This is a genomic window from Actinomadura darangshiensis (assembly GCF_004349235.1).
Taxonomy (GTDB): domain Bacteria; phylum Actinomycetota; class Actinomycetes; order Streptosporangiales; family Streptosporangiaceae; genus Spirillospora; species Spirillospora darangshiensis.
Map to the genome: position 1 here is coordinate 1 of NZ_SMKY01000212.1, position 15,904 is coordinate 15,904.

Genomic DNA, 15,904 nt, shown 5'->3' on the forward strand with positions numbered 1-15,904 from the left:
GGCCGGGACGGGCGACATTGGGCGCACCAGAGGGCAGGCATCCCCGCGCTTGCTCCCACCCCACTCTGGAGGTCCCCCCGCCATGACCCCACTGAGACGTCCCCGGCTCTGGCGCCGATGCGCGCTCGCCGTGGCCGCCGCCGCGCTCCCGGCCGCGATCGCGACCGCCGCCGTCGCACCGCCGGCCGGCGCGTCCGTCCCGCCGCCCCCGGACGGCTGGAGCCTCGTCTGGAGCGACGACTTCGACGGCTCGGCCGGCGCGCTCCCCTCGTCCTCGAACTGGATCATCGACACCGGCCACGGCTACCCGGGCGGCCCCGGCAACTGGGGCACCGGCGAGATCCAGCGGTACACCGCCGACCCGTCCAACGTCAGCCTGGACGGCAGCGGCAACCTGCGGATCACCCCGGTCAAGTCGTCCTCGGGCGAGTGGACGTCGGCCCGCATCGAGACGCAGCGCACCAATTTCAAGCCCGCCGACGGCCGCGTCCTGCGCATCGAGGGACGCGTCCAGATGCCCAACGTCACCGGCAACCAGGCCCTCGGCTACTGGCCGGCGTTCTGGGCGCTGGGCTCCCCGTACCGGGGCAACTACCAGAACTGGCCCGCGATCGGCGAGTTCGACATCATGGAGAACGTCAACGGGATCAACTCGGTCTGGGGCGTCCTGCACTGCGGCGTCAACCCCGGCGGGGCGTGCAACGAGACCAACGGGCTCGGCGCCAGCCGCGCCTGCCCCGGGTCATCGTGCCAGTCGGCGATGCACACCTACCGATTCGAGTGGGACCGCAGCGTCAGCCCCAACCAGCTGCGCTGGTACGTGGACGGCCAGCAGTTCCACAGCGTCAGCCAGAACCAGCTCGACGCCACCACGTGGTCGAACATGACCGGGCACGCGGGCTACTTCCTGCTGCTCAACGTGGCGATGGGCGGCGCGTTCCCCAACGGCGTCGCCGGGCAGGGCACGCCCACCGGCGACACCGTCTCCGGGCGCCCCATGGTCGTCGACTACGTCGCGGTCTGGCAGAGCGGCTGACCGGCGGCACCACCGGGCACCGCCGCCGATCCTCCTCGCGGGGGCCGGCGGCGGTGCCGTGCCCTCATCCGGGCTCGCCGTCGCGGGCCAGGCGGGCGCGGAGCGCCTCGATGACGAGGTCGAGGGTGAACTCGAAGGCGGCGTCCGCGCGGGAGACGCCCGCCGCGGCGCTGCGGACGACGCGGGCGAGCGTCGTCGCCTCGGCGAGGACCTCGGCCGGGTAGAGGTCCTCCGGCGAGACGAGGTCCAGGCTCGCGCCGATCGTCACGATGTCGATCATCGAGATCGCGAGCATGACGTCCCGGTCGCGGAACCCCGCGCGGGACAGGACGGTGGCCACGTTCTCCAGCGTGGTGATCGTGGCGTCCAGGCCGGCCGGGGACGTCGCGAGCAGGGGGATGACCCAGGGGTGCTTGGCCATCGAGGCGCGCTGCGCGGTCGCGACGTCCCGGATCACGTCCGCCCAGTCGCCGGTCACGTCGACCCGGACCGCAAGCGACTCGTGCAGCCGCTGCCTGATCAGCTCGATGATCTCGGCCCGCCCGCTCACGTGGTTGTACAGCGACGACTGCCGGACGTTGAGCCGCTTCGCCAGTTCGGGGACGGTGAACCCGCCGCTCTCGCCGGTCATCTCCAGCGCGGCGGCCGCGATGATCTCCCGTGAGAGCAGTGCCTTGGGCGGGCGCGGCATCGATGGCCCCTTCCGGATCGCTTCCGAGGACGGCGTGCCACACGGGTAAACGAACGCCATTCGTTGACCGCGTTGACAGCCTCAAATCGTGGTGGACACCATACCGACGAAACGAATCTGGATTCGTTTGCCGGGTCGGTGGCCTCTTCCGTGGCCCGGGACACCCGCCAGAGAGGACCATTCGGTGGACCATTCACCTTGGTGGCACGGCGCCACGCTCTACCACGTCTACGTCCGCTCGTTCCAGGACGGCGACGGGGACGGCTACGGGGATCTCCAGGGTCTCACCGGACGGCTCGGCTACCTCCAGTGGCTCGGCGTCGACGCCCTCTGGCTCTCCCCGACCATGCCGTCCCCGAACCACGACTGGGGCTACGACGTCTCCGACTACCGGGACGTCCACCCGGAGCTGGGCACGCTGGACGACCTGGACGCCCTCATCGCCGAGGCGCGGGAACGCGGGATGCGCGTCCTGCTCGACCTCGTCCCGAACCACACCAGCAGCGAGCACCCGTGGTTCGTCGAGGCCCGCTCCGACCCGGGCTCGCCGCGCCGCGACTACTACGTGTGGGCGCCGCCCAAGGACGACGGGTCGCTGCCGAACAACTGGCTCGACGACACCGGCGAACCGGCGTGGACGTGGGACGAGAAGAGCGGCGAGTACTACCTCCACAATTTCCTTCCCGAGCAGCCGGACCTCAACTGGTGGAATCCGGCGGTGCACGCCGAGTTCGACGCCATCATGGACTTCTGGTTCGACCGCGGGATCGCCGGATTCCGAATCGACGTGGCGAACGGGCTGTACAAGGACGCGCTGCTGCGCGACAACCCCCCGGACGACGGCGCCTACATCTACGGCACCGAGGTGCAGGGCCGGTACGGCATCCAGCACCTGTACAACTTCAACCAGCCGGAAGTGCACGACGTCTACCGGCACTGGCGCGGGCGTGCGGAGAGCCGGCCGGAGCCGCCGCTGCTGCTGGGCGAGACGTGGGTGGCCCGCGTCGACGAGCTCGTCCCGTATTTCGGGGACGGCGACGAGCTGCAGCTCGGGTTCAACTTCCCGTTCATCTTCGCGCCGTTCGAGGCGCCGGCCCTTTCGCGGGTGGTCGCGGAGTCGCTGGCCTCCTTCCCCGCGGGCACCTGTCCGATCTGGGCCGGCTCGAACCACGACCTGCCGCGCATGGCGACGCGGTGGGCGGACGGCGACGACCGCAAGACCCGCCTGGCGCACACCCTCATGGCGACCCTTCCCGGGACCTACGCGCTCTACTACGGCGACGAGCTGGGAATGGTGGACAGCGACATTCCGGCCCGCCTGCACCGCGACCCGCTCACGGCGGGCGGCCGGAACGGCCAGTGGCCGCGGGACAACGCGCGTGCGCCCATGCGCTGGGACCGCACGTCCGGCGCGGGGTTCTCGACCGGCACGCCCTGGCTGCCGCTGCCCGACGACGAGAGCGTGAACGTGGCCGACCAGCGCGCCGACGAGGGCTCGACCCTCGCTCTCGTCCGCGCGCTCGTGCTGCTCCGCCGGGACGTGTTCGCCGGGGGCGTCGCCGCGTACCGGGAGGTCGAGGTGAGCGCGTCGCGCTGGATCTACACCAGCGGCCCGCTGACGGTGGCGGCCGGCTTCTCTGACGAGCCGCAGCGGCTGGAACTCACCGGTGAGCCGCTGCTGTCGAGCGCCACGGTCCACGGCGACCTGCCCGGCAACGCCGGAGAACTGACGCTTCGCCCCTGGGAAGCGGTCGTCCTGAGGTCCGCGCGATGAGTACGCGGCGCACGCTGTCCGCCGCATCGGCTGCGCTCGTCCTCGCGGCCGCCGGCTGCGCGACGCCGGACAGCGGGCTCGACGCCGCGGGCCGGCACCTGGACGGGCGCGGGCCGATCACCTACGTCCAGGCGTCGGACACGGCCGGCGTCGCGACCAAGCAGGTCATCGAGACGTGGAACCGGCGGCATCCGGACCAGCGGGTCACGCTCCGGCAGTTCAGCGACGTCGACGAGCTGCACGACAACCTCGTGCACCACTTCAAGGCCGAGGACGCGGACTACGACGTCCTCGGGGCCGACGTCGTCACGATCGCGGAGTACGCCGCGCACCGGTGGCTGCAGCCGTTCAAGGGCGCCTACACCCTGGACACGTCGGCGCTGCTGGAGCAGACGGTCAAGACCGCGCGGTATCAGGGCACGCTCTACGCCGCGCCCTTCATGACGGACGCCGGCCTGCTCTACTACCGCAAGGACCTGGTACCGCGTCCGCCCCGCACCTGGCAGGAGCTGCTGGGCCACTGCAAGATCGCGCGGGAGCGGGGCATGGGCTGCTACGCCGGGCAGTTCGCCAAGTACGAGGGCCTCACCGTGAACGTGGCGGAGGCCGTCGCCGCCGCGGGCGGCAGCTTCGTCAAGGCCGACGGCACCACCCCCTCGGCCGACACCCCGGCCGCCCGCAAGGGCCTGTCCCTTCTCGTGGACGCCTACCGGTCCGGCGACATCCCGAAGGAGGCGATCACCTACCAGGAGGAGGAGAGCCGCGAGGCGTTCGAGGCCGGCAAGCTGCTGTTCCTGCGCAACTGGTCCTATGTGTATCCGCTGGCGAGCAGCGACGGCGGCTCCGTGGTCAAGGGCAAGTTCGGGGTCGCCATGCTCCCCGGGGTCAGCGGACCGGGCCGGACGGCGCTCGGCGGCCAGGACAACGCGGTCAACGTCTACTCCGAGCACAAGGCGACCGCCCGGGACTTCCTGATCTACCTCCAGTCCCCGGGCGTGCAGCGCGAACTGCTCATCAAGCAGGGGCAGTCTCCCGTGGTCAAGAGCCTCTACCACGACAAGAAGCTGCTGGACGATCCCGCGCTCGGCTATCTCGGCGCGCTCGAACGGAGCATCGCCACCGCCACCGAGCGGCCGGTCACGCCGTTCTATCCCGCCGTGACGCAGGCCATCAGCCAGAACGCCTACGCGGCCATCAAGGGCGAGAAGCCGGTCGGCAAGGCGCTCGAAGACATCCAGGCGGCGATCCTCGCCGCGACGAGCGAGCAGTGACGCACATGAGACGGGATCGCGCCATGGCCAAGCCGTCCGACACGACCGCGCACCGCCGCAGCAGGCTCGGCCCGCTGCTGGTGTCGCCGTCGCTCGTCCTGCTCGCCGCCGTCATCGGCTACCCGGTCGTCGCCGCGCTGGTCACCTCGTTCCGCGCCGATCCGAGCCTGAAGGACGGGTTCTTCACCACCGGCGGGGAGTTCTCGGGAGTCTCCAACTACCTGCACTGGCTGGTGCAGAGCTGCGGCGGCACGTCCTGCCCGGCGGGGACGCTCGGCGACCAGTTCTGGACCTCGGTCCTGGTCACGCTGTTCTTCACGGTGGTCACGGTGTCCCTGGAGGTCCTCATCGGCCTCCTGATGGCCGTCGTCATGAACCAGGCGTTCGCCGGACGCGGTCTCCTCCGTGCCGTCGTGCTGGTGCCGTGGGCGATCCCCACGGCCGTCACCGCGAAGCTCTGGTTCTTCATGTTCGCCTACGACGGCATCATCAACCGGGCCCTCGGCGCCCACATCCTGTGGACGGACGGCGCCTGGTCCTCGCGGGTCGCGGTCATCATCGCCGACGTGTGGAAGACGACGCCGTTCGTCGCGCTGCTGCTGCTCGCCGACATGTCGGGCATCCCCGGCGGGCTGTACGAGGCCGCCCGCATCGACGGCGCCTCCGCGTTCCAGAGCTTCCTCCGGATCACCCTTCCGCTGGTGCGGCCGGCGCTGCTGGTCGCCGTCGTCTTCCGGGTGCTGGACGTCCTGCGCATCTACGACCTGCCGGCGATCCTTACCCAAGGCGGCGGCGGGGACGGGCACGCGACCACGACGCTGTCGATCCTGACGGTCCGGCAGATCCAGCAGGGCTACGGCGGCGCGTCCGCGCTCTCCACGCTGACGTTCGTGCTCATCTTCGGTGTCGCGCTCGCGCTCGTCCGGGCGTTCCGGGTCAACCTCGTCCAGTCCGAACAGCATGGGATGTCCTAGTGATGACGACGACCGGCTCGAAACACGCTTGGAAGACGCGCCGCCGTTGGCTGCGGCTGTGGCCCTACGCGGGCGCGGCCGTCATCGTGCTGTGGTGCCTGGGCCCCTTCTACTGGATGGTCGTCACCGCGTTCCGCGACGTGGGGCACACCTTCGACGCGACGCCGTGGCCCTCGCACCCGACGCTGGACAACTTCCGCGCGGCGTTCGACACGAGCGGCGGTGACCACTTCGGGCGGGCGCTGCTCAACAGCATGGTCATCGCGTGCGCGACGACCGCGCTGGCGCTGCTCATCGGCGGCCCGGCGGCGTACGCGCTGGTGCGGCTGCCGATGCGCGCCAAGCCGAAGGTCCTCGCGGCCATCCTGTGCGCGTCGATGTTCCCGGGCGTCGCGATCCTGACCCCGATGTTCCAGCTGTTCACCGACATCAAATGGCTCGGGACGTATCAGGCGCTCATCGTCCCCAACATCTCCTTCGCGCTGCCCCTCGCCATCTGGATCCTGACGAGCTTCTTCGCCGCGATGCCCTGGGAGCTGGAGAAGGCGGCGCTGGCGGACGGCGCGACCCCGGCCCAGGCGTTCCGCAAGATCCTGCTCCCACTCGCGGCGCCCGGCCTGTTCACCACCGGGATCATCGTGTTCTTCGCCGCCTGGGACGAGTACCTGCTGTCCAGCCTGCTGTCCAACGGGAACCCCGACGTCGCGCCGGTGACCGTGGCGATCGCCAACTTCGCCGGCTCCCAGCCGCACCAGGTCCCCTACACGGCGATCATGGCGGCCGGGGCCGTCGTGACGCTCCCGCTCGTCGCCGCCGTGCTGGTGTTCCAGCGGCGCATCGTCACCGGCCTGACCGCGGGCGCGTTCAAGTAGAAAGGAGCAGGCGGTCAGGTAAGCGAAGGGCGGAGAGCCCGGGGAGAAGGCTTCCTTGAACGGAGTGGCTCTTTCGCTCGTGCTCGTCGCCGCCGTGGTGCACGCGGTCTGGAACTTCTCCGCGAAGCGGGTCGGGCGCGGAGGAGCGGAGTTCGTCTTCCTCTACTACACCGTTTCGGCGATCGTGTTCGCGCCGGCGGCGGTGGTCTTCCTGGTGCTCGAACCAGAGCGTCCGCACTGGACGTGGCTGCTCGCCGCGCTGGTGACGGCGGCCCTGCACGTGGCGTACGGGATCGTGCTGCAGCGCGGGTACGCCGTCGGCGACCTGTCGCTGGTGTATCCCCTGGCCAGGGGCACCGGACCGCTGCTGTCGGTGCTGGTGGCCGTCCTCTTCCTCGGCGAGCACCCGGGCCCGCCGGGCCTCGTCGGCGCGCTCCTGGTGATCACGGGCGTGCTGGTCGTCAGCACCGGCGCACCGGCGGCGGACGACGCCTCCTCACCGGCGCGGCGCCGCGCGGGCGTCTTCTACGGCGTGCTGACCGGCGTGACGATCGCGGGCTACACGCTGTGGGACGCGCACTCGGTGACCGCCTTGGCCGTCCCTCCGCTGGTCTACTTCGGCTCCGGTGCGCTGGCGCAGAGCCTGCTCCTGGCCCCGTACGCACTCTGCAACAAACCCCAGGTCACCCGGTTGTGGCGGGACCATCGGCGCGAAGTGCTGACCATCGGCCTGCTGTCGCCGGTGGCGTACCTGCTCGTGCTCTTCGCACTCCGGATCGCGCCGGTCAGCCTGGTCGCCCCCGCGCGGGAGCTGAGCATCGTCCTCGGCGGGCTGGCCGCGTGGCGCGTCCTCGGCGAGACGAACGCCGTCCGCCGGCTGGCGGGCTCGCTGGTGGTGCTGGCCGGGATCGCCGCCATCGCGATGGCGTGACCGCGATTACTGTTGGTGCGTGCCGAGGCAACAGGAGCCGTCCACCACGGATCCGTCCACCACCGGTGGCCGCAAGGGCCACCATCTCCGACGTCGCCCAGCGGGCGGGGGTGTCCCGGGCGACCGTGTCGCGCGTCCTGAACGGGCGCAGTACCGTCGACCCGGAACTGGCGGAACGGGTCCGCCGCGTCAGCCGGCGGCTCCGCTACCAGCCGAGCGCGACCGCGCAGGGGCCGGCGCGCGGGACCGCCAAGGCGGTCGGGGGTGATCGTGCGAGGAGTGCTGGCACGGGTTCACCAAATCGCGGGTGAACGCAGGAATGGGAATGTCGTAGCCGGGTGGCATCGTGGCCGGGGTGAGTATTCGCATCCCTGGATTTGACGAGCGGACCGTTCGAGTCGGCGAGGTGGACCTGCATGTCGCCTCAGGCGGTGACGGGCCTGCGGTCCTGTTGCTGCATGGATTCCCGCAGACCCATCTGACCTGGCGGCATGTTGCTCCGGCACTGGCAGATCGATTCCATGTCGTCTGTCCGGACCTGCCGGGCTACGGCGCGAGCGGGAGGCCGGACGGCGGCCCTGAGCAGTACTCCAAACGCGTCACCGCGGCAACCATGGTGGGGCTCATGCGGGTGCTCGGCCACGACCGATTCAGCCTCATCGGCCATGACCGCGGTGCGCTGGTCGCCTTTCGTGCTGCGCTCGACCATCCGGCCGCCATCGACCGCCTCGGGGTGATCGACGTCATCCCGACCGTCGACATGTGGGCGTCCCTGAACGGCGTGAACGGTGTCTTCGCCTTCCACCTGCATCTGCTGGCGCAACCGACCGATCTGCCCGAACGTATGATCAACGCCGACCCCGATACCTTCTTCGGGCACTTCTTCGACACCTGGGCCACCGATCCCGCCACGATCCCCGGCGATGTCCGAGACGCCTATCTGAGGGCGGCGTGTACTCCAGAAGCGATCCACGCGATCTGCCAGGACTACCGGGCCAGCGCCTTCGTCGACGCCGCCCACGACGCCGAGGACCGCAAGGGCGGCAAACGTGTCCAGGCACCGACCCTGGCGATCTGGCAGGATCCCGGCGATCTGGTTCTCCCCTTCGATCCGCAGGCCATTTGGCGAGACTGGACAACTGAGCTGCGTACTCTTGTACTGTCTGGCGGCCACTTCCTCCCGGAAGCACAGCCATCCGCCGTCACCGCGGCGATCCGTGACCTGATCACGTAGACGGGGTGACGAATCGTCACCTTCTCCAGGTAGGAGGCGGACTTCCGGACCGGACGCCGTCTCGTAGGGTGGGGGCGTGCCACTAGCGCCGGGTACCCCCGAACTCGCCGATCTGGACCTGCTGCTCTCCGTCGAGCGGCTGGGGAGCCTCGGCCGGGCCGCCAGGGAGCACGGGATCTCGCAGCCGTCCGCGAGCGCGCGGATCAAGCTGCTGGAGCGCCGGCTGGGGCTGGAGTTGCTCAGCCGGTCGCCGTCCGGGTCCCGGCTGACCGCGGCGGGCGCGGCCGTGGCCGGGTGGGCGCGCGAGGTGGTCACGCCCGCGGCCGACCTCATGGCGAACGTGGCGACCCTGCGGGACCGGGCGAGCGGCTGGCTGCGCGTCGGGGCCAGCATGACGATCGCGGAGTACCTGATGCCGCGGTGGCTGGTCGCGCTGCGCCGCGAGCGGCCCGAGCTGACGGTCGCGCTGCGTGCGGAGAACTCCCGCGACGTGGTGGAGCTGCTGGAGGCCGGGGAGGTCGACCTCGGCTTCATCGAGGATCCCGCGCCGCACGACGACCTGCGCGAGCTGGTGGTCGCCGACGACGAGCTGGCCGTGGTGACCGCGCCGGGCCATCCGTGGGCGTCCGGCGGCCCGCTCACTCCCGGTGAGCTGGCCGCCGGGCGCCTGGTGCTGCGGGAGAAGGGGTCGGGGACGCGCGAGACGCTGCACCGGGTGCTCGGCGAGCTGCGCGAGGGCCCGCATCTGGAGCTGTCCTCGACCACGGCCATCAAGGAGGCGGTGGGCGCGGGCGCCGGTGCCACCGTGCTGAGCGTCCTGGCGGTGGAGCACGAACTGCGCACCGGGCAGCTCGTCCGGGTGCCGGTGGCCGGGATCGAACTGACCAGGCGGCTGCGCGCCGTGTGGCCGCGCCGGTCGGCGCCGGCGGCCCACGCGGAGGCGCTGCTGCGGATCGCGCTCCAGGCGGGACGGCGGCCCGCGGGCTGACTACACCGGCGAGAGCGGCAGCGACATCCCGGCCAGGCTGCGCCGCGGCCGGCTCAACGGCAGGGACAGCGCGACGTCCCTGAGCGCGACGGCGGACACGGTGCCCGGATGGCTCGCCATCACCGGCACGCCCGCGTCGGCCGACTCCCGCAACCGCTCGTCGAGGGGCACCCGGCCGAGCAGCGGGACGCCCAGGGCCTCCGCGAGGGAGTCGCCGCCGCCGGACCCGAAGATCGGGGCGTGCCGCCCGCAGTCGCACGCGAACCCGGACATGTTCTCCACCACGCCGGCGACCGCGATGCCGAGGTCGGCGGCCATCCGCCCGGCGCGTTCTGCCACCTGCCTGGCGGCGGTCTGCGGCGTGGTGACCACGATGACCCGCGCGTCCGGGACCAGTTCGAGCAGGGAGAGCGAGACGTCCCCGGTGCCCGGTGGCAGGTCGACGAGGAGGACGTCCGGGTCGCCCCAGTGGACGTCGTCGAGGAACTGCTGGATCGCCTTGTGCAGCATGGGGCCGCGCCAGACGAGCGGTTGCGTGCCTTCGACGAAGAAGCCGGTCGACATGAGCCGCACGCCGTGGGCCTCCACGGGCATCATGGCGCCGCCCAGGACGACCGGCGCGCGGCTGGTGCCGAACAGCAGGGGCATCGAGGGCCCCCACACGTCCGCGTCGAGGACTCCCACCTTGTTGCCCGCGCGGGCCAATGCGACGGCGAGATTGGCCGTCACGGTGGACTTGCCCACGCCGCCCTTGCCGCTCGCCACCGCGTAGATCGCCGGTGAGCCGATGGACAGGGCGCCCCGGACCTTGCCCGACTCCGTCCGGAGCCGGTCTCCCAGCTCGGCACGCTGCCGCGCGCTCATCGTCGAGAACTCGACGGCGACGTCCCGGACACCTGACACGGACCGCGCCGCCGCCTCGACGTCGGCGCGGAGCCGTTCCCGCATGGGGCAGCCGGACGTGGTGAGCGCGATATCGACGCGGACCCTGCCGCGCCGTCCCGCATGCACGTCCGCGACCATTCCGAGGTCGGTGATCGGACGGTGCAGCTCCGGATCCTCCACGGATGCGAGGGCGGCGCGGACCTCGCGCTCCAGGTCAGACATGGTAGGCCCGCCGCTTCGGCTTGACGGGGCGCATGAGGAACTCCGGACGGCGCAGGCCGTCGGCGTTCGGCCCGGGGCGGGTCCGCTCCAGCCATTCCCGGTACACGGCGCGGGACTTGCGCGTGTCGACGACCACGTCCCCGTACTCGTCGCCCGGTTCGGCGGGGCTCAGCCGCACCTTCTGGTGCCAGCAGTGCGCCCCCGACAGCGGGTCCGGATGCACCGCGAAGGCCAGGTTCTGGTGGACGCCGGGGTCGTCCCAGTCGATCCGGGAACTGTCGGCGTCGCTCGACGCGAACGGCCGGACGCCCTTGCGGTACCGCAGCCGCCACACCCCTTCGTCACTGCGCTGGAGGTCGACCAGCCCGCTGACCCAGCGGCTGCCGTCCTGCTCGTGCAGCCGCCAGCGGCCCATGTGGTGCGACAGCGCGAGCACGCCGGGCCGGATGCCGGGCGTCACCCAGACCCGCGCGACGAAGTACCCGATCTCGGTCCGCACCCGGACGAGGTCGTCGGTGGCCAGGCCGCCCGCGTTCTCCGGGTTCACCCACAGCGGGTGGGTGTTGCTGATCTCGTTCAGGTACTTGGCGTTGCCCGAACGGGTGTGGACGAGCGTGGGCAGCCGGAACGTCGGCATGAGCACCAGGTCCCCGGCGTCCTCGTCCAGCCGGTTCCAGGACACGTGCGACTCCACGTACCCCGGGGTCGCGTGCTCGGGCCAGCCGAAGTCGGCGACGGCGTCGGAGTAGATCTCCAGCTTGCGGGACGGGGTGAGCCAGCCCATGGTGGCGGTGCCGTCGTCGTGCCGGACCCCGACCGCGCCGGCCTCCCCGATCAGCGGCGGGACCGAGTCGGGCGTGGTCGGCCGGCGCAGCACGCCCTGCTCGTCGGCCTCGGCGCCGTCCAGTTCCGCGGGCGTGAGGGGCCGTTCGTCGAGCCGGTAGAGGCCGGAGTCGATCTCGACCACGCCGTACTTGCGCATGTACTCCAGCGGGGTGAGCCCGGCCTCCTTCGCCTTCTCGGGCAGGCCCGGGACGTTGTTCTCGAAGACGTACCGGTAGTACTCGTCGACGGTGACCTTCTCACCGGAGCGGTACGGGGATTCGAAGTACCTGCGGATCCCGAGTTCGCCGTCCGGGTCGATGCGCCACGACAGCTCGAACCAGAACTCGTTCTCCTCCCAGACCTCGCCCGGATTGGCGTCGCGGGTGTCGGTGTAGGACTGGCCGGTCTTGTCCATGGCGACCCTGCGAACGGGCTGCCTGAAGCCCAGCCACCGTCCGGCGTGGGTCTCGTAGGACTGGGTGTCGTGCCGTTCCGTCGAATGCCCCATCGGCAGGACGTAATCGGCGTACGCCGCCGTCTCCGACCAGTTCGGCGTCAGGGCGACATGGCACCCCAGCCGGTCGGTGTCGGTCAGCGTCTCCATCCACATGAACCCGTCCGGGTTGGTCCAGACGGGGTTGTAGACCCGGCTGAAATAGACGGCGAGGCGGGCCCGGCCGTCCGCCAGGAAATGCGGCAGAAGGAACGACATCTCGTTGGTCGACAGCGGGTATTCGCGCGGCCAGAGGAGCTCGTTCCACCGCTCATGGGCGCCCGGCATGTTCGGGCCGTGCGCGACGAACTTGTTCCAGCCGTTCGGGCTGGTGCCGCCCTCGGTTCCGACGCTTCCGGTGAGGACGTTCAGGAAGAACAGGGACCTGGCCACCTGCCATCCGCCCAGGTTGCCCGCCGCGGCGGCCCGCCAGACGTGGGCGGCCAGCCGCGTCCCGGCGCCGGCGACGATGCGCGCCAGCTCCTCGATCCGCTCCACCGGGACGCGGGACTCCTGGGCCGCGAACTCGAAGGTGTAGGAGGCGTAGTCGGACTCCAGCCGGTCCAGGAAGGTGGCGAAGTCGCGGGGCGCGTCCGGGTGGAGCCGCTCCAGGTAGGTCCGCCAGTTGACCCACCGGCGGAGGTAGCCGTCCGCCAGCTGCCGCGTCCGGATCAGGTACGAGGCCACGGCCAGCAGGATCGCCGCCTCGCTGCCCGGCCAGGGGGCCAGCCACAGGTCGGCGTGGGACGCGGTGTTCGACATCCGCGGGTCGAGGACGACGAGCTTCGCCCCGTCCTGCTTGGCCTCCATGATCCGCTGGGCGTGCGGGTTGAAGTAGTGCCCCGCCTCCAGGTGGCTCGACAGGAGAAGCATGACCTTGGCGTTGGCGTGGTCGGGCGAGGGCCGGTCGTACCCGCCCCACAGGGTGTAGCCGAAACGCGCGCCGCTGGAGCAGATATTGGTGTGGCTGTTGTGGCCGTCCACGCCCCATGCCTGGAGGAAGCGCTCGGCGAAGCCGTCTTCTCCGGGGCGCCCCACGTGGTACAGGACTTCGTCGTGGCGATCTTCGAGAATCGCCTGCCTGATGCGTGCCGCGATGTCGTCGAGCGCCTCGTCCCAGCTGACGCGTTCCCATTTCCCTTCGCCGCGCTCACCGGCTCGGCGAAGCGGGTGGAGGATGCGCTCGGGATCGTCCAGCTGGTTGACGGTGGCGGGGCCCTTGGCGCAGTTGCGGCCGCGCGAACCCGGGTGCGCCGGATTGCCGGTCACCTTTGTGACGGACAGGTCCTTCTTCTCGACGTAGGCGAGAAGGCCGCAGGCCGATTCGCAGTTGAAGCAGGTGGTCGGGATGAGCATGAACTCCCGCGGCACCTTGCGCGGATGGGCCCGCGCGTCGTTCTCGACATGGTGGTCCCACGTCTCGGGCGGCGGGTAGTTCCGCAGCCTCTCGTGGTTGCGCATTCCCGGAAGGTCGATCGTCATAGGAACCCCTCGGACGACGGAGACGGCTAGGACAGCGGGACGTCCTGGCCGGCGCGGACGTAGACGCTCTCGTAGGCAACGAGAGCCGCCTGGACGAGCAGGCCGCCCGCGACCCCGGCGGCCGGGCCGAGAAGGGCCAGCGCGGCCCCCACCACGACCGGGAGCACGCCGGCGAGCCAGAACGTCCGGGCGTACCGGCCGCGCACGACCAGGTGGGCGGCGAAGGCGGTCGCCCGCCCGGAGTGCCGTCCGCCGTACTCCAGGGCCAGGAACAGCAGGTGGGCGGCGGCCGAGGCGACGAGCGCCCAGGCGAGGAACCGGCCGGCATCGTCGTCCAGCCCGGCGAACGGCGCGGCGACGAGCAGCGCGCCCGCGCCGACCATCCCGGCCTGGGCGATGAGGTGCCAGAACAGGATGGGCGACTGCCACAGGTCGCGTCCCTCGGCCTGGCCGAACAGGAACGCCGTGTACCCGGCCGTCAGCACGGCGACCGGTATCGCGGCCCAGCGCAGGACGGACATGTCCCCGAACAGGAGCCACAGCCCGCCGACACCCGTGCAGGCGCACAGCGCGACCCCGCCCCAGACCAGCCAGGACGTCGGGTTGGGACGCAGGAACAGGTACATGAACCGTTCCGGGCGCTTCAGGTCCCAGACGAGCAGCGCCCCGGTGCTGGCCGCGCCGAGGATGGCGAGGACGGGCGCCACGTACCGTCCCACCGGCCCGAGGTCGACTCCGGCGATCAGGGCGAGCGCGGCGAGGAGCAGGGCTCCGGCTCCGGCGCCCTTGGTCCACAGGTAAGTGGTGACCCGCCATCCCCAGGGCCGGGGGTGCGCGGTGTTCAGGGTGGTTCGGGGCCGGCCGGGCTCGTCGGCGGGGCCGGCGTCGCGCGCGGCCGCCAGGCGCTGCTCGTCCGGCCGCGCCCAGATGTAGGTGTCGTCGACGGGCGCGGCCAGGGGGTCGAGGACGGCGTGGTCGGCGCCCAGGTAGAAGACGTTGGGGCCGGTGTCCTGCTCGGGCGACCGCACGGTGGTGGGCTGGGTGCTCACCAGCTTGCTGATGCCGCTCTCCGGGTCGTCGAGGTCGCCGACCCAGATCGAGTGGGTCGGGCAGACCACCACGCACGCCGGTTCGAGGTCCTGGTCGACGCGGTGCGCGCAGAAATTGCATTTAGCCGCGGTGTGGGTCTCGTCATCAATGTAGATGGCGTCGTAGGGGCATGCCTGCATGCAGCTCTTGCAGCCGATGCAGTTGTCGCCGTCGAAGTCGACGATGCCGTCGTCGCGCTTGAACAGCGCCTTCGTCGGACAGATCTTGATGCAGGGCGCGTCCGTGCAGTGATTGCAGCGCATCACGCCGAACTCGCGGGTCGTCGATGGGAATTCCCCCTTCTCGACGTACTTCACCCAGGTACGGAACTGTCCCACGGGGACTTCGTGTTCCGTTTTGCAGGCCACAGTGCATGCATGGCATCCGATGCATGTGCGCTGGTCGATCGCGAACCCGTATTGCACGCCGACCAGCCTGCACAGACCGGTGCGGGCGCCGGTACCCGCCGGTTGCCGATGAGGTCATAGACGTTGCCTATGAGCGTTGACGGCCCGGCTCCCGGCTTCCTACATTGGTCAGAGGTCAAACCACTGCGGAAGGGGTGCGATGGGTCCCGGCACGGTCCGGCTCGGAACCGACCAGCTCTACGACGACTTGCGCGAGGTCTCCGCGGCGCTCTACAAGAAGGCGCTGACCGACCTCCCGCCCGACGTGCGGCATTCGGTCGACGCCGCGCACCGGCGCGAGGACGGCGGCGCCCGGCGGCGCCTGGAGGTGATGGTCAAGGCGATCGAGACCTCCGACGAGACCGGCATCATCGTCTGCCAGGACACCGGGATCTGCGTGTTCTTCGTCGAGATCGGCACCGAGGCGCCGGTCAACGGCGCCCGGATGACCCAGGCCCTGCGCCAGGGCATCGCCCTCGCCAGCGAGCGGCACTCCCTGCGGTCGAGCATCGTCCATCCGCTCACGCGCGAGAACCGCCAGGACAACACCGGCGACGGCGTCCCCGCCGTGCACGTCGACTTCGCCGACGGCGGCGACGGCCTCGACATCCTGCTCATCCCGAAGGGCTCCGGCTCGGAGAACATGTCGTTCATGCGGATGCTCTCCCCCGCCGACGGCCAGGCCGGCGTCAAGAAGTACATCCTCGACCGCGTCGTCGAGGCCGGCCCC

The 15,904-nt window shown here is 70.9% G+C and carries 14 protein-coding genes; 10 read left to right on the forward strand and 4 right to left on the reverse strand.

The annotated features are described in order from the left end of the window. Positions 1-82 precede the first annotated feature (82 nt). Positions 83-1,036 (forward strand): glycoside hydrolase family 16 protein, encoded by a 954-nt coding sequence (locus E1293_RS49745; protein WP_132201671.1) that lies wholly within the window; start codon positions 83-85, stop codon positions 1,034-1,036. Positions 1,037-1,100: 64 nt separating this feature from the next. Here E1293_RS49745 and E1293_RS49750 read toward each other — a convergent pair whose 3' ends face one another. Next, a complete protein-coding gene (locus tag E1293_RS49750) occupies positions 1,101-1,727 on the reverse strand; it encodes a TetR/AcrR family transcriptional regulator C-terminal domain-containing protein (RefSeq protein WP_165978508.1) in 627 nt (208 codons plus the stop codon). Between the two features lie 184 nt (positions 1,728-1,911). Here E1293_RS49750 and E1293_RS33205 point away from each other — a divergent pair, with 184 nt between their 5' ends. From E1293_RS33205 to E1293_RS33240, 8 genes are all read left to right on the forward strand, one after another. Beyond that, complete coding sequence (locus E1293_RS33205; RefSeq protein WP_165978509.1) at positions 1,912-3,501, forward strand: alpha-amylase family glycosyl hydrolase; 1,590 nt, start codon at positions 1,912-1,914, stop codon at positions 3,499-3,501. Further along, complete coding sequence (locus E1293_RS33210; protein ID WP_132201677.1) at positions 3,498-4,772, forward strand: ABC transporter substrate-binding protein; 1,275 nt, start codon at positions 3,498-3,500, stop codon at positions 4,770-4,772. The genes E1293_RS33205 and E1293_RS33210 overlap by 4 nt, the downstream gene beginning before the upstream one ends. Positions 4,773-4,777: 5 nt before the next feature. Beyond that, complete coding sequence (locus E1293_RS33215; RefSeq protein WP_207939233.1) at positions 4,778-5,746, forward strand: carbohydrate ABC transporter permease; 969 nt, start codon at positions 4,778-4,780, stop codon at positions 5,744-5,746. Positions 5,747-5,748: 2 nt separating this feature from the next. Next, positions 5,749-6,618, forward strand: a complete 870-nt coding sequence (locus tag E1293_RS33220) for a carbohydrate ABC transporter permease (RefSeq protein WP_132201679.1) — start codon at positions 5,749-5,751, stop codon at positions 6,616-6,618. 64 nt (positions 6,619-6,682) lie between these two features. Then, the gene (locus E1293_RS33225; protein ID WP_243716900.1) at positions 6,683-7,549 is read left to right on the forward strand and encodes a DMT family transporter; all 867 of its coding nucleotides are present in this window, start codon (positions 6,683-6,685) and stop codon (positions 7,547-7,549) included. Between the two features lie 65 nt (positions 7,550-7,614). Next, positions 7,615-7,860 carry a LacI family DNA-binding transcriptional regulator gene (locus E1293_RS50550; RefSeq protein ID WP_341770226.1) on the forward strand — a complete coding sequence of 82 codons (246 nt, stop codon included), beginning with the start codon at positions 7,615-7,617 and terminating at the stop codon, positions 7,858-7,860. A gap of 44 nt (positions 7,861-7,904) precedes the next feature. Next, positions 7,905-8,783, forward strand: coding sequence for an alpha/beta fold hydrolase (locus E1293_RS33235; RefSeq protein ID WP_165978510.1), 879 nt, complete (start codon positions 7,905-7,907; stop codon positions 8,781-8,783). Positions 8,784-8,859: 76 nt separating this feature from the next. Next, a complete protein-coding gene (locus E1293_RS33240) occupies positions 8,860-9,771 on the forward strand; it encodes a LysR family transcriptional regulator (RefSeq protein ID WP_132201683.1) in 912 nt (303 codons plus the stop codon). Here E1293_RS33240 and E1293_RS33245 read toward each other — a convergent pair whose 3' ends face one another. Genes E1293_RS33245 through E1293_RS33255 form a run of 3 tightly spaced genes read right to left on the reverse strand, consistent with a single transcriptional unit; the run spans position 9,772 to position 15,105 of the window. Next, positions 9,772-10,878, reverse strand: a complete 1,107-nt coding sequence (locus tag E1293_RS33245; RefSeq protein WP_132201685.1) for an Mrp/NBP35 family ATP-binding protein — start codon at positions 10,876-10,878, stop codon at positions 9,772-9,774. Next, positions 10,871-13,678 carry a molybdopterin-dependent oxidoreductase gene (locus E1293_RS33250; RefSeq protein ID WP_132201687.1) on the reverse strand — a complete coding sequence of 936 codons (2,808 nt, stop codon included), beginning with the start codon at positions 13,676-13,678 and terminating at the stop codon, positions 10,871-10,873. The genes E1293_RS33245 and E1293_RS33250 overlap by 8 nt, the downstream gene beginning before the upstream one ends. A gap of 26 nt (positions 13,679-13,704) precedes the next feature. After that, positions 13,705-15,105, reverse strand: a complete 1,401-nt coding sequence (locus E1293_RS33255) for a 4Fe-4S dicluster domain-containing protein (RefSeq protein WP_207939234.1) — start codon at positions 15,103-15,105, stop codon at positions 13,705-13,707. A gap of 229 nt (positions 15,106-15,334) precedes the next feature. Here E1293_RS33255 and E1293_RS33260 point away from each other — a divergent pair. Then, a partial coding sequence (locus E1293_RS33260) for a fumarate hydratase (RefSeq protein WP_165978511.1) occupies positions 15,335-15,904 on the forward strand: 570 nt, incomplete at its 3' end.

Coding starts and splice junctions, on each gene's coding strand:
- E1293_RS33250 (WP_132201687.1), bottom strand. CDS start 13,678: ATGACGATCGACCTTCCGGGAATGCGCAACCACGAGAGGCTGCGGAAC.
- E1293_RS49745 (WP_132201671.1), top strand. CDS start 83: ATGACCCCACTGAGACGTCCCCGGCTCTGGCGCCGATGCGCGCTCGCC.
- E1293_RS33210 (WP_132201677.1), top strand. CDS start 3,498: ATGAGTACGCGGCGCACGCTGTCCGCCGCATCGGCTGCGCTCGTCCTC.
- E1293_RS33215 (WP_207939233.1), top strand. CDS start 4,778: ATGAGACGGGATCGCGCCATGGCCAAGCCGTCCGACACGACCGCGCAC.
- E1293_RS33245 (WP_132201685.1), bottom strand. CDS start 10,878: ATGTCTGACCTGGAGCGCGAGGTCCGCGCCGCCCTCGCATCCGTGGAG.
- E1293_RS33220 (WP_132201679.1), top strand. CDS start 5,749: ATGACGACGACCGGCTCGAAACACGCTTGGAAGACGCGCCGCCGTTGG.
- E1293_RS49750 (WP_165978508.1), bottom strand. CDS start 1,727: ATGCCGCGCCCGCCCAAGGCACTGCTCTCACGGGAGATCATCGCGGCC.